The 22,031-nt window shown below is 60.2% G+C and carries 20 protein-coding genes; 10 read left to right on the top strand and 10 right to left on the bottom strand.

Translation table 11 applies throughout. The annotated features are described in order from the left end of the window. Window positions 1–288: 288 nt before the first annotated feature. Window positions 289–1,332: a type I restriction enzyme HsdR N-terminal domain-containing protein gene (locus tag K6U75_04270; GenBank protein ID MCL6474256.1), complete on the top strand. Its 1,044-nt coding sequence runs from the start codon at window positions 289–291 to the stop codon at window positions 1,330–1,332. A gap of 73 nt (window positions 1,333–1,405) precedes the next feature. On the opposite strand, the gene K6U75_04275 is transcribed toward K6U75_04270, so the two are convergent. The 3 genes from K6U75_04275 to K6U75_04285 are packed head-to-tail and all read right to left on the bottom strand — an operon-like array spanning window position 1,406 to window position 4,751. Further along, entirely contained in the window at window positions 1,406–2,530 is a 1,125-nt protein-coding gene (locus tag K6U75_04275; GenBank protein ID MCL6474257.1) for a hypothetical protein, read from the bottom strand. Between the two features lie 47 nt (window positions 2,531–2,577). Further along, entirely contained in the window at window positions 2,578–3,861 is a 1,284-nt protein-coding gene (locus K6U75_04280) for a hypothetical protein (protein ID MCL6474258.1), read from the bottom strand. Continuing rightward, complete coding sequence (locus K6U75_04285; protein MCL6474259.1) at window positions 3,780–4,751, bottom strand: hypothetical protein; 972 nt, start codon at window positions 4,749–4,751, stop codon at window positions 3,780–3,782. The genes K6U75_04280 and K6U75_04285 overlap by 82 nt, the downstream gene beginning before the upstream one ends. Window positions 4,752–4,910: 159 nt before the next feature. Between K6U75_04285 and K6U75_04290 the strand changes: the two genes are divergently transcribed. From K6U75_04290 to K6U75_04305, 4 genes are read left to right on the top strand one after another with little or no spacing between them, the layout of a single operon-like run. Next, window positions 4,911–6,113, top strand: coding sequence for an MFS transporter (locus K6U75_04290; GenBank protein ID MCL6474260.1), 1,203 nt, complete (start codon window positions 4,911–4,913; stop codon window positions 6,111–6,113). Continuing rightward, a complete protein-coding gene (locus K6U75_04295; GenBank protein MCL6474261.1) occupies window positions 6,110–7,711 on the top strand; it encodes an AAA family ATPase in 1,602 nt (533 codons plus the stop codon). The genes K6U75_04290 and K6U75_04295 overlap by 4 nt, the downstream gene beginning before the upstream one ends. Before the next feature lie 12 nt (window positions 7,712–7,723). Further along, window positions 7,724–8,785 (top strand): uroporphyrinogen decarboxylase family protein, encoded by a 1,062-nt coding sequence (locus tag K6U75_04300; GenBank protein ID MCL6474262.1) that lies wholly within the window; start codon window positions 7,724–7,726, stop codon window positions 8,783–8,785. Next, window positions 8,782–10,998, top strand: coding sequence for a M60 family metallopeptidase (locus K6U75_04305; protein MCL6474263.1), 2,217 nt, complete (start codon window positions 8,782–8,784; stop codon window positions 10,996–10,998). The genes K6U75_04300 and K6U75_04305 overlap by 4 nt, the downstream gene beginning before the upstream one ends. Window positions 10,999–11,081: 83 nt before the next feature. Here K6U75_04305 and K6U75_04310 read toward each other — a convergent pair whose 3' ends face one another. After that, window positions 11,082–11,825 carry a DUF1080 domain-containing protein gene (locus tag K6U75_04310; GenBank protein MCL6474264.1) on the bottom strand — a complete coding sequence of 248 codons (744 nt, stop codon included), beginning with the start codon at window positions 11,823–11,825 and terminating at the stop codon, window positions 11,082–11,084. A gap of 205 nt (window positions 11,826–12,030) precedes the next feature. On the opposite strand from K6U75_04310, the gene K6U75_04315 reads away from it, so the two are divergent. Further along, the gene (locus K6U75_04315; GenBank protein ID MCL6474265.1) at window positions 12,031–13,062 is read left to right on the top strand and encodes a hypothetical protein; all 1,032 of its coding nucleotides are present in this window, start codon (window positions 12,031–12,033) and stop codon (window positions 13,060–13,062) included. Window position 13,063: 1 nt separating this feature from the next. Here K6U75_04315 and K6U75_04320 read toward each other — a convergent pair whose 3' ends face one another. Beyond that, complete coding sequence (locus K6U75_04320) at window positions 13,064–13,753, bottom strand: Uma2 family endonuclease (GenBank protein MCL6474266.1); 690 nt, start codon at window positions 13,751–13,753, stop codon at window positions 13,064–13,066. Between the two features lie 78 nt (window positions 13,754–13,831). On the opposite strand from K6U75_04320, the gene K6U75_04325 reads away from it, so the two are divergent. Beyond that, a complete protein-coding gene (locus tag K6U75_04325; GenBank protein MCL6474267.1) occupies window positions 13,832–15,832 on the top strand; it encodes an ATP-binding protein in 2,001 nt (666 codons plus the stop codon). A 103-nt stretch (window positions 15,833–15,935) separates the two neighbouring features. Beyond that, the gene (locus tag K6U75_04330) at window positions 15,936–16,574 is read left to right on the top strand and encodes a class I SAM-dependent methyltransferase (protein ID MCL6474268.1); all 639 of its coding nucleotides are present in this window, start codon (window positions 15,936–15,938) and stop codon (window positions 16,572–16,574) included. Between the two features lie 5 nt (window positions 16,575–16,579). On the opposite strand, the gene K6U75_04335 is transcribed toward K6U75_04330, so the two are convergent. From K6U75_04335 to K6U75_04355, 5 genes are all read right to left on the bottom strand, one after another. After that, complete coding sequence (locus K6U75_04335; GenBank protein MCL6474269.1) at window positions 16,580–16,963, bottom strand: hypothetical protein; 384 nt, start codon at window positions 16,961–16,963, stop codon at window positions 16,580–16,582. Then, window positions 16,890–17,243, bottom strand: coding sequence for a hypothetical protein (locus tag K6U75_04340; GenBank protein MCL6474270.1), 354 nt, complete (start codon window positions 17,241–17,243; stop codon window positions 16,890–16,892). The genes K6U75_04335 and K6U75_04340 overlap by 74 nt, the downstream gene beginning before the upstream one ends. A gap of 53 nt (window positions 17,244–17,296) precedes the next feature. After that, a complete protein-coding gene (locus tag K6U75_04345) occupies window positions 17,297–17,536 on the bottom strand; it encodes a hypothetical protein (protein MCL6474271.1) in 240 nt (79 codons plus the stop codon). 171 nt (window positions 17,537–17,707) lie between these two features. Further along, window positions 17,708–17,932: a prepilin-type N-terminal cleavage/methylation domain-containing protein gene (locus tag K6U75_04350; protein MCL6474272.1), complete on the bottom strand. Its 225-nt coding sequence runs from the start codon at window positions 17,930–17,932 to the stop codon at window positions 17,708–17,710. Between the two features lie 487 nt (window positions 17,933–18,419). Then, window positions 18,420–18,689, bottom strand: a complete 270-nt coding sequence (locus K6U75_04355; protein MCL6474273.1) for a hypothetical protein — start codon at window positions 18,687–18,689, stop codon at window positions 18,420–18,422. 144 nt (window positions 18,690–18,833) lie between these two features. Here K6U75_04355 and era point away from each other — a divergent pair, with 144 nt between their 5' ends. Next, window positions 18,834–19,736, top strand: a complete 903-nt coding sequence (gene era, locus K6U75_04360) for a GTPase Era (protein MCL6474274.1) — start codon at window positions 18,834–18,836, stop codon at window positions 19,734–19,736. Next, window positions 19,729–22,017 (top strand): type I DNA topoisomerase, encoded by a 2,289-nt coding sequence (topA, locus tag K6U75_04365; protein ID MCL6474275.1) that lies wholly within the window; start codon window positions 19,729–19,731, stop codon window positions 22,015–22,017. The genes era and topA overlap by 8 nt, the downstream gene beginning before the upstream one ends. Window positions 22,018–22,031: the final 14 nt, after the last annotated feature.

Below are 22,031 nucleotides of genomic sequence, written 5' to 3' on the forward strand. Positions count from 1 at the left end.
ATGAGGCAGTATACCTCTGGTAGGCGGTTACGCAGCTGAGAGGCTGTTCATCGGTTCGCGAGAACGAGCGACATCATCTGTCATTGTGAGCTGAGCGAAGAATCTCTTCTAACGGGCTGAGATGCTTCACTTGCGTTCAGCATGACAGAAAGGCGTCTCTGCAATTACTGAACTGGCACGACGCGCTGCGTGACCATCGCAACTGCGTAACTCCTACTTTGGGCACCACATATCTGTAGAGGAATGCCCAAACCGTATCACGAAAAAGGTTCTGGAGGTGAATCACTAGTGCCCGACGACAAGTGCCGGCAACAGATACTGGCAAGCATTGCTCAACTGAAAAAAACGCTGGGGGAAAAGACGCCGCCAAATGAGCGCACCACCTGCATCTGGGTTATCGAGCCGCTGCTGGAAGCGGCGGGATACAGCCGTTTCGACTGGATTGCCGAGGGCACCGACGCCACCGGCAACAAACCCGATTACCGCGTGTTGCCTTACAGCCCCCACCAGTGGCTGGTCGAGGCGAAAGCCTGGAACCACACCCTGTCGGACGCGGATGCCAACCAGCTCACCTCCTACGCCAACACGAATCACATCCGCTGGGCGGTGCTGACTAACGGGCAGGAATGGCGGCTGTATGACGCCAGCATCTTCGGCACGGTGCAGGAACGGCTGATGGCGCAGGCGGGGCTGGATGAACCAGAGGTACTGGCGAACCTGCTGTGCGCCCTGCGCAAAGATGCCGTGCAGTCTGACGAGACCGAACGCGTCGCCCGTCGGCTGCGCATGGAGCGGGAGATGAGAGCGCAACTATGTGACGAAAACAGCCCGATGGTCCACACGATAGCCCAACAGTTAGGGCAGCGCACGAAAGTGGAATACACCGTTCAGGAAGTAGTACAGTTTTTTCACAAACTGATCGGGTGCGGCAATGGACCTGACCTGCGATGGTATCCGCTAGATGAACTGGCACGAAACGCGAGGGAGCTGGCGATGGGCAAAAAGCCTGCTCTCGTTCAATTCCCGGATGGTCGCGAGGAACGGGTTTCCACATGGAAGGAATTGACCATAGCCGTGTTGCAGTGGTTCGGCGACCGGCTGCCGCCACCGCCACAGCCGCACACCAAAGGCAGTAAGCGGTGTCTGTATCACGAAAAACCGGAGCACGGGCGTACACCGATGATTAGCCCATATGCAATAAGCATCGCAGGCAGGCGCTTGTATGTAGAGATGAGCGTAAGTTCCGCAGAGACGTTAGCTGCCTTAGCCTACCTGTGCGAATGCGTCGGCGAGTCGCCCTCTGGCTTTCGAATCGCTATCGGTGAACGTTGACAGTGCGAAGTGTCGGGCAAATCCCATCAGGTGCCTCGTAGAAAAGCGAGGCTCCTGCCGGGCCGTAAACTCCTCACCGCCCCACGGGCATCGCCCACCGCATCTGCGCGGAACCATGCCTGGCACGTGCAGGGTCTATCTCCGAAAGCCCGAGCACCAGATCCCACTGCCCGCTGCGGTAAGCCACCTGCCACTCTCGACGCGGCAGGGTAAGCAGAAACCAGTATCTTTCGGAGGCGTAGCCCAGCGTATACTCCCATCCCGCATCCTGTGCGGCAAGCAGAAGCCACGCGCCCGCGTCGCCGCGACGTGCCAGCCCCAGCGTCACCCGCCGCCGCAGGGAGAGCTCGCGCGAGGGATAGTCTATTCGCCCTGACAGCAACGGTGCGGCGTGCAGGAAGCCGTCAGCGTCGGGAACAACCGTGTTGGTCAGCACCCGCGCGGTGATGCGCTGCATCTTGCGCTGCCGCACGTGCCCCAGCAGGTTCTCGCCCCAGAAGGCAAAGCACCACTCCTCCGACAGCGGCACACCCAGCGCCAGATGGAACCCTACCCCCACGCTGCGCGTGTCGACAGGCTCCAGCCCGCGCGTGGTGTCCAGCAACAGGTTGCCGTCGAACCGCGCGTTCTGCCAGAGGCCGCTCAAAGTGCCCTGCTGCACCCGTCTGGTAAGATACAGGCTTCCCGCTACGAGAAGCCAGCCCTGTTGTTGACCGCGATGGATGGGTGTCACGTGCTCCAGCGTCCAGCGGTTCACCGCCGAGCGGTTCATCGTCGCGGAGACTGCGGTATCCGATAGGGGAAACTGGCTCAGGTTGCTGCCGCCCAGATAGAGCTGCACAGCCCCCATGTCGCCCTCAAAGCGGTCCGCGACACCGAAAGCATACCGGAGTTTCCAGCGCGGCAGGCTGAGCCCAAGCTCGCTGAGCGCGGCAAAACGATAGTAGCCTTGGTCACCGGTGTAGAGAAACTCGCCGTCTGCCTTTCGCAGCAACGGCTGCACGTTGGTGCTGGCTTGCACGAGGTGTCCTATTTCCAGCTGGCGAGGTTCGTTGGTGGGGCGGACAGTCAGCTGTTGCACCTGATGCCCTGTCGACCACACAGGCGGCAGGACGAGCGGCTCCGCCCACGCGACCGCCGTCACACAGCAAAGCACGAGCGAACCGCTCGCGAGAACCTTGTTTCTCCTGCGCCTCATCACGATGTCCGGTTCGCCCGTGCCTGCGTGTTCCCCTGCTGTCACGGCTACGGCATAAGCGACTGCAGTGTCTCGAAAGTGCCGTCACGGTACTTCACGATGCCGGCGTCCCCCAGGTCGGGAATACCCAGCAAACGGGCTTCGCCAAGGTCGGCTATCTTGGTGCCGCTTGCGGTCTTAATGGTACCGGCTGGAGCCTGATCCCACTCGCCGGCGATTTCCACTTTCATACCCGACGGAGAATGGGTCATCGTGAAGGTGGTCACAGCGGGATACACCCCATCTACTTCGTTTTCTGCCAGCTGCATATCGAGGTTCGCCTGCATACTCTCCGCACCGTAGGTGAATGTCGCGCTGACCGTAGCTTTGGGCGGCGAGGCTTTGGGGCGAGTGGTAATCGTAATATCCACCGCCGCCGGTTTGCCAATGGCGGGCGTCATGTTGCCTTTGATATGGATAGTACCCTGCGGGTAAGTAGACAGGCGATGCCCCGCCCCGGAAACGCGCTCAAAGGGCACGGGGTTATCCCATGTGCCGCTGATCTCGCCGCTCAGAGAGAGCCTGTCAGAGGCAAAGTTCATCTTACCGCTGAGCGTCTTGATGACGCCGCTGCCCTTGCCGTTCACTGGATCGCGGTACTCGACGAACGTGCCGTTGATCTGTGAGATAGTCAAACTGATCTGCTTACTGTTCTCGTCGCGACCGGTGACCTGCAAGGTATTCACCGTAATGCTCACGGGCGAGGTGCCTCCACCCTGCAATTTCATGAAGGGTACATCCACCCCCTGCAGGCTGAGCGAGAGCGGTCTGGCGGTGATTTGCGCCTGCAGGCTGTCCAGACGAATGCGCTTGAGAGAGTCCTCCGCGCTGGAGTCGGGGTCGAACTCTGCCCGCAGGTTGTTCACCTGTGCGTTGCCGAACTGCGAGCTGAAGCTGCCGTTAAAGGTAGCGCTTGTCGCGCGTGGGCCGTTGGTCATTTCCACGCTCGCCAGCGTCATCTGCAGCGTGCCGTTGAAGGTGATGGGCTGGCTGAGTGCGCTATCCTGCAGGTTGATGGAAGCGGTCAGCTGCGCCGTGCGGTTCGCTTCGTTGATGGTGGGCGTCAGCGTTGCGCTGTAGTTCACACCGCTCCCGGTAGCGGTAATCCGGAACGTGCCCGCCGCAGGGTCAAAGTGGAAGGCTTCCATCACCGCGTTGTCCACCACGACCGTCAGCACCAGCCCGTTCGATGGCCCCTCCACCTGAGAGGTCACCTTCCATGTCCTGTTGTTCGCGCTTGCCCTGACGTACTCCAGCTCATACAACTCGTAGTACCCGTGCGCGTGGCGCACCAGCCGATACTCACCGGGGCGTGGTCGTAGAGGCGGTCAATGATCCGCATCATGATGCCGAATCGCTCGCCAAACGCTTCGGCAGCGGACAGCTGAGCGTCCAGCGCACGTTCAGTCAGGTTGAGCGCGGTATCGATGGCGGTGTCTTCCATGCGCCCGTTTCCAACCACCGTGCCCATCATGTCGCGCATGGTCTGCATCATGCCCCGCGCCCGATCCACATCGGCATCTCCGGTGGAACCTTTCAACGCGCCTTTATGCTGCTGGATGACGTTTTGCACAGTGTCATGCAGTGCCGGGTCGGTCAAGCCGCCGCCAATCTGGGAGGACAGCACGGAGGCTAGGTCGCCGTCCCACGACCCCAGCTGCTCACGGATACGATTTACGACCGTAGCCACGCCTCCGGCAGACAGGTCGCTGAGCCCCTCCTGCTCGCGGACGCGCGCTATCTCCTCGAAAGCGAAGGTGGTCACATAGTCCAGGTTGACGTTGCTTCTTCCCTCCGCAGGCACATCGGGACTGACCGTTGCCACCCGAACCACCTTGTCGCCGACCTGTTTGGTAGCGACCACCACAATGTCCTTGCCCGCAGCGGTCTCCGGCAGTGTCAGCACATAGTGCCCGCTGGAATCGGTGGTGCCCTGCGCAATTGCATTCTCGAAGTCGGGCCAGATGTAAGCCTTGACGGTGGCATTCGCCAGCGGGGTGCCACCTCCCACCTGCCGCGTGGTGCCGCCGGGTATCAGCACATCACCGCTCAGGGTCAGCAGGCTTCCGCCGCCTCCTGCTCCTCCGCCGCCGCAGCCCACCAGGGACAGTACGACGAATGCCGCGAGGCACACACCCCACCACGCGAGGGAAACCCTGTGCTGCCGTAGCGAGAATCTCATGGTTACGAACCTCCTTTATCCTGGTTCACAGGGGAACCGTGAGTATACTCACTATCCTATTATAGGAATCTGTGAAGGTCCTCACTAGGGCAACCGTTTGCCAAGAAATCGCAAAAGTGGTATCCTTTTGGTGCATCATAGCTGCGTGAGGAGGTCGTATTGTTACGGGCAAAGGTTAGCATCGCGGGGTATTACTTTCTGTTGTTCGCGGCGGTGGCGTTCACCCATCCCTTCTTTCCGGTGTTTTTGCGCGAGCGCGGCTTCTCCTATGGACAGGTGGGAGCGGTGCTGTCGGTGTTTTCGCTGACAGGGGCGATAGCAAGCATTTTGCTTGGGTGGCGGTCGGACCAGGCACGCCGTCGTCGCCGGTATATCGTGGGCACGATGCTGGTGGGCGCAGCAGGGTATTTGCTGTTTCCCTACGTCTACTCCTTCGGTTTTGCGCTGTTGCTGGCAGCGGTGCTCGGCGGATGCATCATGTCCAGCCAGTCGGTGATGATGGCGCTGGTGGTAGACCTTTTCCGCCATCAGGGCACTGCCGGGTCGTTCGGGCAACTGCGCGTGTTTGGCACGATTGGTTATCTGCTGGTGCTGCTGACACTGGTGCTCTGGCAAAACTCTCCCTTGCTGGAGCCCTCCCGGATGTTCAGCAGCGTGGCGCTGTTGCTGGCGATCTCCGCGCTGGTAGTGCTGCTGGCTCCGGAAAACCCCGAGGCGGTGGAAGAGTCCGCTCACCTCACGGTGAACGAGGTGGTCTACCTGTTACGCCGGCGTGACATCGCGCTTCATATCGTGGCGCACTTCTGCTTCGTGGGTGCGCTGATGACCGCCACCGCCAACCTCAGCCTCTACCTGCAGTGGATGCAGGCGTCAAAGTCTTTTATCAGCCTCGCCTACATGACCAGCGCGCTGTTCGAGATGCCCTTCATGATTGCGATGGGAAAACTATCCGACCGCATCGGGCGCACGCGCGTGCTGGCAATCGCTTTCATCGCCCTGCCGATACGCCTGTTGCTGCTGGCGCTCTCTCGCGCGCCGGTGCCCGTACTGCTCACCCAGACCATGCACGGGCTGACCTTCAGCATCATTACAGCGGTGTCGATGGCATTCATCGCAGACAGGGTGGAACCTCGCCTGCGGGCGAGCGGGCAGGGCTTGCTGATGGCGGCAGCGTCACTCGCTTCGGCAACCATGCCCGTTGTGGCAGGCTTGATTGCCGATGGCTGGGGATTGCCCGCCTTATACGGCACACTGCTGACCCTATCGCTCATCGGAGCGGCTGTTTTCTTCACGCTGGCGCGGCACACAGCCCCTGCGGAAGCGAGCGTGCGGACCGCCGCGCCAACAGGAGGGCAGGCATGAACAACTCTTTCCGTCAAGAACTGGAAACATTGATCCGGGCACGCTATCCGATTGTGTATCTCATCTCCTCCGAGGAACAGCGCGTGGAAGAGGAACTGCGCAGTGTTACCGCACGGCTGAATAAGCGGCTGTACACCTGGAGCCTCACCAGAGGACTGGTAGAACATCCGGGGCAAACCGACACCACAACCCTGCGACCGATAGAGGTGCTTCTCAGTATCGAGCGCCTGCCTCAGCACTCAGTGGTGCTGCTCAAGGATTTTCATACCGCGCTGAACGACAGCGTGGTGAAGCGACGCCTGCGTGACCTGAGCCTTGCGCTGCGTCGAACGTATACCTCTATCTTCATTCTCGGGCCTGTGCTGGTGCTGCCGCCGGAACTGGAAAAAGAGATTACGGTCATCGATGTGCCTCTGCCCACTGCCGAAGAGATTGGCGAGATGCTGGACCGCGTGATCGAATCGGTGAAGGACAATCCCAACGTGGATGTCTCGCTCACCCCCGAACAGCGCGAGATGTTGCTCAAGGCAGCTACCGGGCTGACCCTGATGGAGGCGGAGAACGTGTTCGCCCGCTCGCTGGTGCAAAAGCGGCGGCTGGACGTGGAAGTGGTGCTGTGGGAGAAGGAACAGATTATCCGCAAGTCGGGCATTCTGGAGTACTACCGCGCGACGGAAGCCTTCGAGAACGTGGGCGGTCTGGATTTGCTGAAGGACTGGATTCGCAAGCGCACTCGCGCCTTCACCGACGAGGCTCAAAGATTCGGTTTGCCCGCTCCGAAAGGGGTGCTGCTGATTGGCGTGCAGGGATGCGGCAAGAGTCTGGCAGCGCGGGCTATCGGCTCGCTCTGGAAGCTGCCTGTGCTGCGGATGGACGTGGGACGCATCTTTGCCGGTCTGGTGGGTGCGTCGGAAGAGAACATGCGCCGCGCCATCCGCACCGCCGAATCGGTCGCGCCTGCCGTGCTGTGGATCGACGAACTGGAAAAAGGCTTCGCCGGTTCGCAATCCTCTGGCTTTTCGGATGGCGGCACCACCGCCCGGGTGTTCGCCTCGTTCCTCACCTGGCTGCAGGAAAAGCAATCGCCGGTATTCGTGGTGGCTACCGCCAACGATGTGAGCGCACTACCCCCGGAGCTGCTGCGCAAAGGACGCTTCGACGAGATTTTCTTCATCGACCTGCCCAGCCAGAAAGAGCGCGAGGAGATTTTCACCATCCACCTGCGCAAGCGTGGACGCGACCCAAAGAAGTTCAACGTGACCGCCCTCGCCCGCGCTGCCGAGGGCTTCAGTGGCGCGGAGATCGAGCAGGCGATTATCTCCGCACTGTACGACGCTTTCCATCAGGGCAAGGAGCTGGACGACGAGACCATCCTGCAGGAGATTCAGCGCACGGTGCCCCTGTCGCGCACCATGCGCGAGCACATCGCTGCCTTACGGATGTGGGCAGCCGACCGCGCGCGCCCCGCCTCATCGCCGCCCGGAGCCGCGGCTCCTGTTACAGTACCGACGGAAGCTCCTGCCGCGGCACCGTCCACAGTCCGTCGGCGCCGCACATCCACTACCTCCCCACGCAAAACACCTGAGGACAAGAGATAAGGGAGAAGCAAGTTGCAGACACGCATCGAGCGGAACCAACGATTCCTCACCAGCCTGTTCGCTGGAGAGTTTCACGGGCACGCCCTCATTTTCGACCCCGAGCCACCGGAATACGACTGGGCAAGCGGCGGTCTGGCGTCTTCCCCACGTCCTGTGAAGGACTTTATCCCCGCCCTCGTACAGTTCTACGAACGACGCTGCCGGATTCTGGAGCAGCTGGATGACGACAGTGTACCCTATGCCCCGCTCTGGACCGGTACGGAGGTTTTTGCCTCTGCTTTTGGATGCCAGGTATATATACCGCCGGGCAGTTTGCCCGCTGCACGTCCTCTGGTGCGCACGGCGGAAGAGGCAGATGCGCTTGAAGTGCCTTCTTTACATGTGCGACCACTGGAGCGAATCTTCGAGGCAGCGCAGCTGTTAGTCGAACGACTAGGCAAAGATGTTATTATCGGCGTGCCGGACATTCAGAGTCCCTTCGATGTGGCAGCGCTGATATGGGAGAAACAAAGCTTCTACCTCGCCCTCATCGAACAACCGGATGCGGTGAAGCGGCTGGTAGCAAAGTGCCGGACGCTAATCGAGAACTTCCTGCAGGAATTCCTGCGGCAAGTGCCCAATCCCAATCTCTGCCACTGCCCGTATGCCTGGGCGCCACCAGAACTGGGATGCTGGCTCTCAGAAGACGAAGCTGGCAGCATGAGTGCAGGGATGTTCGAAGAGTTCTGTTTACCGGAGTTGAAACACCTGAGCCAGAAATTCGGCGGACTGTTCATGCACTGCTGTGCTACCGCCGACCATCAGTACCCGAATTTCCTCAAAATCCCCAACCTGCGCGGGATCAACCGCGTGTTTCAGGCACCCGGTCCCCGCCCCGCCATTGAGGCGTTTTCGGGGAAAACCGTGTTGATGATGGCGTGGATAGATGAAGCAACCGCCCATCAGCTGCTGGACATGGCTTTGCCGAACACCCGATTCCTGTTCAACACGCCGTATCAGCCCATTGACGAAGCAAAGCGAACCTATGAACGCCTGCGAGCGCGATGCCCTCGCAAGACAGAGGAGGAGGTATGACACGAAGCCGGACTTTGCTTTTGCTGTGTGCTACTGCTCTGGTCAGGTGCGTATCCGCTGCGCCTGCCGAGGAGATTCGTTCCGAGCTGTTGCAGGGGGTGACGGAGATTGCCGCGCCCGGTATCCCCGGTCCGATGGTCATTACTTCGCCGAACGCGATACCGGTAGTGTGTGCCCGAGCCGGCGAAGCGGTTTTCGAGCCGGTGGTTGTGGCAGCGCAATGGGGGAAGGCGCGCGTTGTGGCGTTGGGTCACCCCGGTTACTTCGGCGCGGAAGCACTCCGCACCGCTGACACCGGCAAGATGGTTCTGAACGCCGCGCGCTGGCTGAGCGGAGGCAAATCAGATGCCGCAGTCGGAGTGTATCGCCAGCCGGAGCTGCTTGCGTTCCTGCAGGAGCATCGCGTGCGCCCTCTGTCGCTCGACGGAGGCGACTGGACAAAGAGACTGGGAACCGTTGACGTATTGTGTTGCTCGCCGGCATCACTGGACAGGCGCGAGATAGAAACCGTGCGAGCCTGGGCACGACGCGGCAAAGGCTTGCTGCTGGCAGATTTGGGATGGGGCTGGCTACAGCTGAACCCCGGCAAGCAAATCACCGACCACCACGGCAATCTGTTACTGGCAGACGCAGGCATCTACTGGGCAGACGGTTACCTGTCTACCACCTCACCGCGGGGATACCGTACCGACATTACCCCACCAGCGGAGTGTCACGCGCTGGTGGCATTGCATACGCTGCGGCAATCCCCTCCCTCTTCCGAACCCACGGCGCAGAAACGGCTGCTTCAGGCGGAGTGGACACTGGAACAAGCGTTGCGCACGGTTCCTTCCTCGCAAAAGCGATTTCTCTCCGAACTGCAGAAAGCCTGTGCGCGGGTACCCCAGGAGCTGATGTCCCTGAGCAAACCCGTAACGCAGGCGGAGCCGCTAGCCCGCCTTGCCATCGCAGTGCAGACGGAGCAGATAAAGCGCTTGCCGCCAGAAAAGGTGAAAGCGCATCCTTCCGCGCAGACTTTTCCAGGTGCCGTTCCTCCAGACGTGCCCCGAGTGGAACGCACCATCTCCGTTGATACGCGCATTCCCCGATGGCACAGCACCGGTTTATACGCCGCCCCCGGTGAAGTCATCACTGTGGAGATACCTTCATCTGCTGCGGACAAGGGACTCTCGTTACGTATCGGCGTGCATACCGATACGCTGTGGCACCTGCCAAAGTGGGAACGTGCTCCCGAAATCAGTTTCAGCTTCCCGCTGAAATCGGCAATTACTCGCGCCGCGAGCGCGTTCGGCGGCACCATCGTGATAGAAGTACCTGAAGGATGTTCGCTCGGCAGGATAACCACCACCATTCGTGGCGCAGTGGAAGCCCCTTATTTCGTGCGGGGCAAAACCGGTCTGGAAGAGTGGAAACGCTCTATCCGCTACGCCCCTGCGCCCTGGGCAGAGTTGCAGGGTAAGCGCGTGATACTCAGCGTGCCGTCGCGCGTGGTACGCACCCTGGATGACCCTGAAAGCTTGCTGGCATTCTGGGACGCGGTCGTCGATGCCTGCGCCGATTTAGCGGGTATCCCTGCGGAACGCCCCTTCCCCGAGCGATACGTCTGTGACAGGCAGATTTCCGCTGGCTATATGCACTCCGGCTATCCCATCATGACGTGGATGGATGTGGCGGATCTGGTGGTTGACCTGCCGCGTCTGCGTCGGGAAGGCTCGTGGGGACATTTCCATGAAATGGGGCATAACCATCAGAGTCCCGACTGGACTTTTGAAGGCACCGGTGAAGTCACGGTGAACCTCTTCTCTATGTACATCTACCATAAGGTGCTGGGTCAGCCGTTTGACCAGGGGCACCCCGCCATCCGCGACCGCGAGAAGCGGTTACAGCGCGTGAAGGAATACCTGGCGCGCGGCGCGCGTTTCGAGGAATGGAAAAACGACCCGTTCCTGGCGTTGACCATGTACATCCATGTCATCGAGGCTTTCGGCTGGGAACCCATGAAACAGGTGATCGCGGAATACCGGCAGCTGCCAGCGCAGGAGCGTCCGCACACGGACGACCAGAAACGCGACCAGTGGATGATACGCCTGTCGAGGGCGGTGGGGAGAAACCTCGCGCCGTTCTTTGACCTGTGGGGAGTACCCATTTCGCAACAGGCGCGCGATGCGGTTCAACACCTCCCTGTGTGGTTACCGCCGGAGCTGCAGGGCTGATACGTGGACTGCGGCTCAGCGGGAGCCTCGCCCTCCAGCTCCGGGATGCCCCTATCAGGCACCGCTGCTATTTTTGATACTCGCTAGCCTTCGTCGTAGCCCTTCAGCGGGCGATACCAGATGTTGCGGTAACGCACCAGGTCGCCGTGGTCCTGCAGGCGGAGCGGGCCTGTCGGCGGATGCGGCGTGTACGAGGGCAGAATGCGATGCTGTGTCGCCCCCATCAGATCGGTGGCGTGATGCACCACCACGCCGTTGTGCAGCACGGTAACCATCGCCGGGCGCACCAGCTTCTCCCCGTCGAATCGTGGGGCAAGCCAGATGATGTCGTAGGTCTGCCACTCGCCCGGCTTGCGGCAGGCGTTCACCAGCGGCGGATACTGCCCGTAAATGGCAGCGGTGGTGCCGTCGGGATAGGTGATGTTGTCGTAGCAATCCAGCACCTGAATCTCGTAGCGTCCCATCAGGAACACGCCGCTGTTGCCGCGTCCCTGACCCTCTCCCTTCACAACGGCAGGTGCAGCCCACTCGATATGCAGCTGGCAATCACCGAAGTGCTCCTTCGTCTGGATGTCGCCCGTGCCCGGCACCACCTCCATATACCCGTTTTCCACCTTCCACCGTGCCTCGCCGCCGTTCACCGACTCCCACCCAGCAAGGCTGGTGCCGTCAAACAGCATCACCGCGTCTGAAGGTGGTTCGCCGGGTTTCTCCTGCGTGCTGCAGGTGCCGGGCGTGACCACACGGGGTTGCGGTCGGTTGCCGTCATGCACTCGCCACCGGGTACCCGGCAAGAATGGGGTATCGTCATAACCAATCTGTGCCATAGCGATTCCTCCTTACTCTGGTGTATACTCATTACACGGCATCTGTGTATCCTCCTGCCGTGAGGGTAGCATCGCCTATACGCAGGGGTATCACTTAAAAATATGCGTTTTCATGGCAAGAAAAATGAAACATTCTGGCAGTTGCTGCGTCTATGCAATCGACAGGGCGTAGCAGAGACACACTTCCCGAAGAGGTGAAACTGCGATGGTATCGCCAACAACCACCCTGGAACGCTTGCGCCATTATTTACGGCAAAACCAGTCTCGCCTGCGAGCGGCGCCGACGCAGGCGGAACAGGTGGACATGCTTGCGCAAATACAGCAGCCCTCCGATGACTACCCTGTAGCAAGCCTCAGGGTGGTTGAGCACGCCGAGATGCGGGCGATAGCCGTGCGCCCTGTCTCCCAGTCCAATGCCCTCAAACACTTTCTGGACGGCATCCAGCGACAGCGCATCCTCTACTACGAGGGAATGGTGCCCGTGTTCTATGCCTACCTGTCGGCGGTGGTGCGCTCTCGGGTAGATAGGAAGATGTGCTGTCTGCCGCAAACTGGCTCCCTCGTACGAAGAGACGCCCTGTATGCGCCTTTACGTTATGTGGATGCTCAGGGATTGCGCCAGCAGGGCATTCCTCTCCGCGACGTGGAGATTGACGAGCCGCTTCCCGCACATCCTGCGCTAATCCAGCTCACGGCGAACCGCATCTCCAACGACCGCGAGGTACTGGAACGCGAGCTGGCTGAGCAATGGATGAACTGGCTCAGCACAAAAGGCTCGGAAGACTGGCTGGTGGTGGATGGAGCCATCGCTGAACTTGTTCGAATAATCCCCAATGCAAAGGTTATCGGTCTGGCAAAGACGAGTGTGGGCGTGGAACGTGCGCTCACTCCAGAGCAGATGCAGGTCGTGTACGGTTTGCGCAAGGCGGAACGCAGCAGCGTGTTTACAGTAACGCGCCCCGGTCAGGCGACGGTTTACTCGTGGTTTCTGCGCCTGCACGACCCGACGAAGGGCAGTCTGCTGTACGGGTTGTTACGCGTCGAGATGCCCGCCAACCAAAGCCTGTTGAAGCAGGTAGACACCCTCTCTACGTGGATTCTGGAAGACCGTGTGCCCCTAGCCGTGCCCGACACGCGCTACGACCGCCTGCTCTACCCCATGCGGGACTGCGAACAGTATCTGCGCGCACACGCCCCGAGCGCGGCGCAGCTGGAAGCGCTGGCGCAGCTGGTGTAGATTACAACTCGTCGACGTCTTCCACGCCGAGTTCACGCAACCGCGCCGCGAGTCGTTCCGCCCGTTGACGTTCCTGCTCTGCCAGTCGACGCGCCTCTTCCCGCTGGCGTTCCATCTCCTCAGGCGACAGGAACCGCTCGCCATCGGGACGCACCAGCACCAGCTGCCCTTCATCGAGACCGAACCGAATGCCCAGACGGGGGCTCACCCAGCCCTCCAGTTCCTCAATGGGTTGCAATCGCCCCTCACGCCGTACCCAGCCGTCCAGACTGCCCCGGTCGGGGTCGTACAGATAGTATTCCTCCACGCCATACCGGTCATAAAAGGCGAGTTTGTCCATCAGCTCGTGGAAGCGGTTGTTGGGAGAGACAATCTCGAACACCACTTGCGGTGGCACATTCTCTTCTCGCCACTGCCGGTATGCGGTTCGGTCTCCCTTTGGTCTTCCGAAGACAACCATCACATCGGGGGCGCAGCGTATTTCCGGATGCCCATATTCGGGATACCACAGCAAATCTGCCGCCACAAACACATTCGGGTCGTCCCGGAACATGCCCGCCAGCCCCGTGTAGATGGTCACTATCCAGCGCAGCTGTTTGGTGTTGTCTGCCATGGGCTTTCCATCGCTCGCCGGGTAGAGCGCTTCCTCCTTGCGAAGTTCTCTCTCCAGTTCCGGAGACAGGATGACCATCTCCCCCACCTGCCTTGACAATCGTCTACGTGTTTATGTTACCATAAGAGAGAGGCGATTGTATAGCGAGGTATCCCGATGGCAACGCCAGCAAACGACAAACCGATTGGGCGAGTGGTGGGTACGGAACGCAAGCCGAACACCGCCTTCACCTTCAACTTCTGGTGCAACCCCGACGCACCCGTCGGCATCGGCACGATTGTGGTGGTGCGCAGCGAGGCGCGTACCGTGTGGGGGGTGGTCACCGAGGGCTTCGGTTATAACGACCTCGAGACCCCCATCTACGATTACATCGGCTCGGATGGGGTGGCGGAAGCCGAAACTCCCACTGTGCGCCCAGAGATGCGTTTGTACGTCGCCTCCGTACTGCGCCAGCAGCCGGAAGAACCGGTGCAGCCCGCCCCAATCGCGCCCGTATACTTAGCCGACGAGACGGAGGTGTGCATGGCGTTGCGCATGGACTCGTTCGACGCGCGCGGCATCCCGATTGGCGTCTACCGCAACGGCGAGCGGCTTTCGCCCATTCTGCTGGACAGCCGCTTCCTGCTGGGTCCTGAAGCGGGGCATCTCAACGTGACGGGGACCTCCGGACTCGCCGCCAAAACCAGCGCGATTATGTTCCTGATTCAAGCCACTTTCCAAAAGCTGTCTGAAGACAGGACAGTGGCGGCGCTGTTGTTTAACGTGAAGGGCGGCGACCTGATGTTTATCGACCTGCCGCCCGAAGACGATTTCCTGACTGACGAGGATAAGCGCATGTACGACGCGCTGGGCGTGCAGCCGAAACCGTTTGAAAAGGTGGAATACTACGCCCCGTTCAAGCAGGACAGGGTCAACCTGAACACGCTGCGCACCCATCCCGACCTGCGCCACAACGTCTACCCCCTGCACTGGGGGCTGAAAGAGGTGCTGGACTACACCGAAGTGATGCTGAATCGCGACGACATTGACGTGAAAGCCGATGCCTTCCTGCAGTTTATCAAACAGCGCGTGGTAGACCCCGGCAAGTTCGAGTTCGACAAAGAGGAACAGGACGCCGGTGCGCCCCCGGTCATGACTGTCAGCAACTTCTCCGAGTTAACGCGCTGGCTGGACACGGTGCTGCGGGTGGCAGAGAAGCGTGGACGCGAAGCGTGGCGATCGCACGCCTACCCCACCATCCGGAAGGTGTATAACCGCCTGAGCAACCTGACCACCCGCTATCGCGGACTGGTGGGCGAGAGCGGTTACGTCTCCGACCTGCCTGACCGCTTTGAGGACAGAACCGTTTATGTCATCGACGTTTCGCAGCTGGAGCAGGAGGAGCAGGACCTCATCATCACGCGCGTGATTGCCGAGCTGCGCAAGCGCATGGAGAGCCATCAACTGGGCGTAGACCACCTGATTGTGGTGGTGGACGAGCTGAACAAGTACGCGCCCTCCTTCGGCAGGGAAACCTACATGTTGCGCACCCTGCTGGACATCACCGAACGCGGACGCTATCTGGGGCTGGTGCTGTTTGGGGCGCAGCAGTTTCGTTCACAGGTGGAGCGGCGCGTGGCGGGCAACTGCGCCACCAGCCTGTACGGGCGCATCGAGATGGAGGAGCTGGCGCAGCCGGGATACAGCGTGTTCGGGCAGGCAGTGAAGGAGAAACTCGCGGCGTGCGAGCCGGGCGAGGTGCTGGTGCGCCATCCCCACTTCACACAGCCGGTGTTTGTGCGCTTCCCCCGCCCCTGCTACCTGCGCGGTTCGGATGGCATTCGCCGCTACCCGCCGCAGGAGAAGCCGTTTGACGTTGCCGTGTGGGAGACCTTACGGCAGATTGCCCCGCAACTGGAGTATACAGCGGTCAAAACAGTTATTGACGACCACGCCGCGCAGAGCAACGGGATGGACGTGAACCGCGTATCCGAAGCGATGCACCGCGTGCTGCTGGAGCGTCCGGAGCCGTCGCGCGTGCTGGAGCGGTTCAAAGCGTATTTACCAAAACCGCTTGCCGTTTCTGTGGTGTCGTCGCCTGCAGGACTCACGGGTCCTGCCTTCGATCCTGCAGCGGGCGACAACTACGACCCTGACGACCCGTTCTCGGCATTTTGATACGGTACAGGCTAAAAGCGAAAGGAACGTGAGCGCGATGCCTTCTGCCCCTGCAGCGGCTGACCATCTCTGTCAGCTGATACAAAACAAGAATCTGCTCCAAATGCCGTCGAGGTTGCTGGTTGCCGGCTGCGGCAATGGTTCGGAAGCACTTCACCTTTACCATAATCTGCAAATCCCTGTCGTCGCGTTCGACATTAAAGAACACCCCTCGTGGCATTCAAAACCGCCAGGGGTGTGGTTTCTCCGAGCGGATGTCGGGCGTTTACCCTTCCCGGATGAAAGCTTCGACGCTGTTTTTTATCACCATGTCATCGAACATGTCCCCGACCCCGAAGCCAGCTTGCGGGAGCTTGGTCGGGTACTGTGTAACGGGGGCTGGATGTACATCGGCACCCCCAATCGTCGCCGGGTAGTTGGCTATTTAGGGTCTCCCAACGCTACATGGAGGCAGAAGCTGGCGTGGAATCTCGTAGATTACAAAGCGAGGTTGCGCGGGCGGTTCCGCAACGAGCTGGGCGCACATGCCGGATTCACCCAAGCGGAACTGCAGGCAATGCTATCGCCCTATTTCGCAAGAGTGCAGTGGCTAACCGCCGACTACCTTCGCTTCAAGTACGGCACGAAGCTGCCAGCACCCTTCCTCAAATTACTGGTCAGCAGATGGGGCGTGCAGTTTCTGGCGCCGGCAATCTATGCACTCTGCCGGAAGGGCGAAACACCGGCAACGGCAGAGCAGTGAGGGCGTCACCCCAATTTGCGGTACTCCGCCTCCAGCTGCTGCCGCTCGGCTTCGGAGGGCATGGAACGCCGTAGGATGCCCCTGTAGCGGATAATGCCCCGGCTGTCCAGCAGAATCACCTGCTTCTGGATTAAGGGGTTGCGCACGCCGGTGTCGTCGTTCGCCCACTCGTCGCTCACCATCATCCAGAAGCCGATGCGCGGGTGTTGTAACGCGCGATAAAGTTGCTGCAAATCGCGCCGGTTCGACGACGCATAAGCAGAGGGCGTAACCACCACACCGACCAGATGAAGGTCCGGGCAACGTGCAAGCAGGTCACGCCATCCCTGCCACTGTTCGGGTTTCCACGCCGCTGCACCATCGAACCACAGGGGGAACCAGAGTAACACGGGCTTCCCCCGTCTCGTACACAGCCACCCTGCCGAAGGTCTCCGAGGGCACGTTCAATGCGGGGAACGGATTGCCCACCGCGAAGCCGCGCCGCGTCTGCCGCATGGCTTCCCACTTTCTTGACCAGGCAACCGCTTCCTCGCGCATGGCCAGCAAGCGCTGCTGGCGCTGTTGATGCTCGCGCCACAACACCACCTGCCAGGCAACTACCGGAATCAACACAAGCACCAGCACCGTCAAGCCTTCACGAGACACAAGCCACGAAAACACACTTCTCATCGTTCACCTCCGCGTTTTTCAACTGGTGAAGCAGGGCATTCACCTTCATACCTTTACAGCTCCATCGCATCCTGAAACGTGGAAGCCGCGGTACCCGTAGCTGCCATTCCCCCCTTCATGCTCAGGTCCACACTGCCGTCCTTGCGCAACACGACGACAGGGGACTCCGGGAAAAACCAGGCACGGCGGTCTATCGGGTAACTGGCTCCAAGGTAAAAGGGCTCGCGATGCTCACGACAAATCACCACAGGAGTCCTCTCCCCTCGTTTCTCCATCACCTCGCTGAATGTCATGTGTCCTTCCCGAAGGGCAATCTCGTCCAGCGCCTGACGACAAAAGGTAAAATAGGATGACCAACCACCGGGTGGGCGAAACGTTTTCTACAGCTCTTTGATTGCTTCTGCTGCCACGCGGGCTTCCCACGGGCAAATCATGATGTCCATCGACGCATATTGCGGTACCAGCTAATTAACGTAACAAGGCCAGTCCTCCGTTTGGTAATCCGCCTGATACATCTTGATGGCTTGCCCAATCTGACGGAGCTGGCTCTGACACACCGAGACGTAGGTGCGGCGCAGTGACTGGGAGATCGCCGGATACGGCAACGCAGCTAATATCGCAATAATGCTCACTGCAGCGAGTATCTCTATCAGTGTAAACGCTTGGAGTCTTGTGTGTCTACAGATCATCGTTTCCCCCCCTTTTTATACCCGCCGGCACCTCAACGGATTACAATCCGTAGCATTCTGGATCCGGCCACCGATCTTTTTGCCTGCATTCGCAGTCTGCCTGTCCATCCCTGTTGCAATCATAAAATCGCTTGACAGTGAGTCCCATCTTACCTAGAGCACAGCACTCGAAATTCATAAACACCCTCCACGGCGGGCAGTTGACTGTGCAGTCCGAACCGCTACAACCGCAGTTGTTCGGGTCTTCGCATCCCCTTTCGCAGGTGCTAACCCTGCAAGGATGTACACTTGCCCAGACACGCACCGGGAACAGCACGACAGCAACGTCCAGCGTTGCTGCCAGCAGAAGCATCAGGCACAGACGCACTGCACCACGGAAAAGTCCCTTGTAGTTCATCTTAAAGCCTTCTTTTCCGGTTGCGTTTCCATTATAAATAAACGCATCAGCCTTCCAAAATGGGACAACCAGACGCCGTTTTTCGCACAATTAACCCCCCTCGCCTGCCACGTGCCGCTCCCGCCGGCGCAGCCTGGCGATCGCACGCTGGTACACCTTGCGCACGCTGTCGGTATGGCAATCCATCCGCTGGGAAATCTCTTCGAAGGTGTACTGCTCCTCGAGGTGCATTCGGACAATCTGTGCTTCATCCGCCACGTCCGCAGCAACGTCGGCATCGAAGCCGTCATGGCGAAAGCGCTTAGCCGCGCGGGCAAGCCATCTTCGATAGCCCGTGCCATCGCGACCAACGCTCCGCATCGAGACCACCTCAATCTTGCGTTGCGGATTGCCCCCATTATAATGCGTTGCGTCTCTGCGGTCAAGGAACCCCCCTTGACACTATCCACCCGCTGCTGGTACATATACCTGCGTGCCTGAGAAAGCACCAGAGGCAGGACGGATATGTGCAAAGAGGAACTCGTTCCAACCCATTGCGGTTTTGTGGCGATTGTGGGCAAGCCGAATGTGGGCAAGTCCACGCTGTTGAACGTCATGCTGGGGGTGAAGGTGTCCGCCATCACATCGCGCCCACAGACCACACGGCGGGGTGTGCGCGGTATCTACACCGAAGGCAACCGCCAGGTGGTGTTTGTGGATACACCCGGCTGGCATCAGCCGAAGGATCGACTGGGAGAGTACATGATCGAGCAGATAGACGGCGCGCTCGAGGATATCGATCTCGTGCTGTGGGTGGTGGACCTGCGTCATCCCCCCACCCCTGAAGATGAAGACCTGGCGAGCCGATTACAGAAGGTGCAGGCGCCAGTGTGGATGGTAGGCAATAAAGTGGACGCCGCGAAGTATCCCGAACAGGCGATGCAGGCGTACAGTGCGCTGTTGCCGAATGCGCAGCGGCACATCATGCTTTCCGCGCTGAAAGACCCCAAAGCGGTCTACCGCCTGCGCGAGGAGATATTGCTGGCGATGCCCGAATCGCCTTTCTATTATCCAGTGGACATTCGCTCCGACCAGTCGCGCCAGGACTGGGCAGCCGAGATTGTGCGCGAGCAGGCGATGAGCCTGTTGCGGGAGGAGATACCGTATACCATCGCCGTGCGCGTGACCGACTGGGAACAGCGTGAAAACGGGGTACAGTATATCCGTGCGGAGCTGATTGTGGAGCGTGAGAACCATAAATCCATCGTCATCGGCAAGGGAGGCAGGATGCTGAAGCAGATTGGGCAGGAGGCGCGTAAACAGCTGGAGCTGTTTTTGGGAAGCAAGGTGTATCTGGAACTGGTGGTGAAGGTGATGCCCGATTGGCGACGCAATCCCAAAGCATTGCAGGAGCTGGGCTATGAGTAGGAAAAAGACAGGGTCCGCCAAACCGCTGATTATCGTGGAGTCGCCTGCGAAGACCAAAACGCTGAAAAACTTCCTGGGCGACGACTATCGGGTGGAAGCCTCGATGGGGCACGTGCGCGACCTGCCGGAGAAGGAGTTCGGCGTGGACCTGAGTAACGGCTTCACTCCCAAATACGAAACGTTGCCCGAACGGCAGGATGTGCTGAAAAAACTGGCAGAGGCGGCGGCAAGTGCCCCCGAAGTATACCTGGCGTCCGACCCCGACCGTGAGGGCGAAGCCATCGCCTGGCACCTGAAGGAAGCGCTTCGCCTGCAAAACGCCCGACGCATCGAGTTTAACGAGATTACCCGGCAGGCGGTTCAGCAGGCACTGCAGCACCCGCGCGACATCGATATGAACCGCGTCAACGCACAGCAGGCACGGCGTATCTTAGACCGCATTGTGGGTTACAAGCTCAGCCCCCTGCTCTGGAAGAAAGCCAGCCGCAACACGCTGAGCGCGGGACGGGTGCAGTCGGTCGCGGTGCGGCTGGTGGTGGAGCGCGAGCGCGAAATCGAAGCCTTTGTGCCTGAAGAGTACTGGACCATCACCGCCCGCCTGACCCCCGACACCGAAGCGAACGCCTTCGACGCCACGCTGCGCCTGCGCGACGGCGAGAAGGTGGAGCTGCACAACGAACAGGAAGCCAGCGCCGTGCTGCAGGAGCTGGAGGGAGCACAGTATGTGGTGCAGAAGATAAAGCGCACCGAGCGCAAGCGCAACCCGTCCCCGCCGTTCATCACCAGCACCCTGCAACAGGAGGCGGCGCGTAAACTGGGCTTCAGTGCGAAACGCACCATGCAGATTGCCCAGCAGCTGTATGAAGGCGTGGAGCTGGGTGCGCAGGGCTCCGTCGGATTGATTACCTACATGCGCACCGACTCCACCCGCGTCGCCGCCGAAGCGCAGCAGCAGGCACGCGAATACATCGGCAAAGAGTTCGGCGACCGCTATGTGCCCGAAAAGCCGCCTCAGTATCGCTCACGGCGGGGAGCGCAGGAGGCACACGAAGCCATCCGCCCCACCTCGGTAACGCGCACCCCCGAGTCGGTGAAAAGCTACCTGTCCAAAGACCAGTATGAGCTGTACCGCCTCATCTGGCAGCGTTTCATTGCCAGCCAGATGGCACCGGCGGTGCTGGATGTGGTGACGGTAGACATTCAGGCAGGAAGGTACACTTTCCGTGCCACCGGCTCCAGCGTCAAGTTTGACGGATTCATGCGCGTCTACGTCGAGGGCAAAGACAACGGCGAACTCAGCGACGAGGAGCGTCCCCCGCTACCGCCGATGCTGGAAGGCCAGGTGCTTACGTTGCTCGCGCTGCTGCCCGAACAGCATTTCACCGAGCCACCCCCTCGCTACACCGAAGCCACATTGGTGAAAGCGCTGGAAGAGAAGGGCATCGGCAGACCCAGCACCTATGCGACCATTCTCTCTACCATTGTGGAGCGCGGATACGTGGAGCTGAAAGAGAAGCGATTCTATCCCACCGCGCTGGGCATTGCCGTGACCGACTATCTGGTGAAGCACTTTCCCGATGTGATGGACGTGCAGTTCACCGCTTCCGTCGAGCAGCAGCTGGACGAGATTGAGGAAGGCAAGCAGGCGTGGACGGAGGTGCTGCGCGCCTTTTATGAACCGTTCGCACAACGGCTCACGGAGACGGAAAGGAACGGTGAATTCGTGCGCATCGAGGCGAAGGAGACCGATTACACCTGTCCGACCTGCGGCGCGAAGATGCTGCTGCGCGAGGGGCGTTACGGCAAGTTTCTCGGTTGCTCGCGCTACCCGGAGTGCAAAACGATTGTCAACGTGACCCGCAGCGGCGAACCCGTCCCACCAGACAAGCCGTCCGACGAGGTCTGCGAGAAGTGCGGTTCGCCCATGGTTATCCGCTGGGGCAGGTACGGCGAATACCTCGCCTGCACCAACGAGCAGTGCAAGGCGCACCGACCGCTGGAGAAGAGCACGGGCATCACCTGCCCTGCCTGCCAGCAGGGACAGCTGGTAGAGCGACGCGCACGCAAAGGCAAGCTGCGTGGCAAGGTCTTCTACGGCTGCAACCGCTACCCTGCCTGCGACTTCACCTTGTGGGACAAGCCGGTGGACAGAACGTGCCCGAAGTGCGGCTCGCTACTGGTGGAAAAGCGCACCGGTAAGCGATTGACCATCGCCTGCTCCAGCAAAGCCTGTGACTACCGCGAGGAGCCGTCGGCGGAGGCGCAGGCACTGGCGTCCTAGAGGAGTGGTATGCG

Source organism: Bacillota bacterium (assembly GCA_023511455.1).
In the GTDB taxonomy this organism is placed as follows: domain Bacteria; phylum Armatimonadota; class HRBIN16; order HRBIN16; family HRBIN16; genus HRBIN16.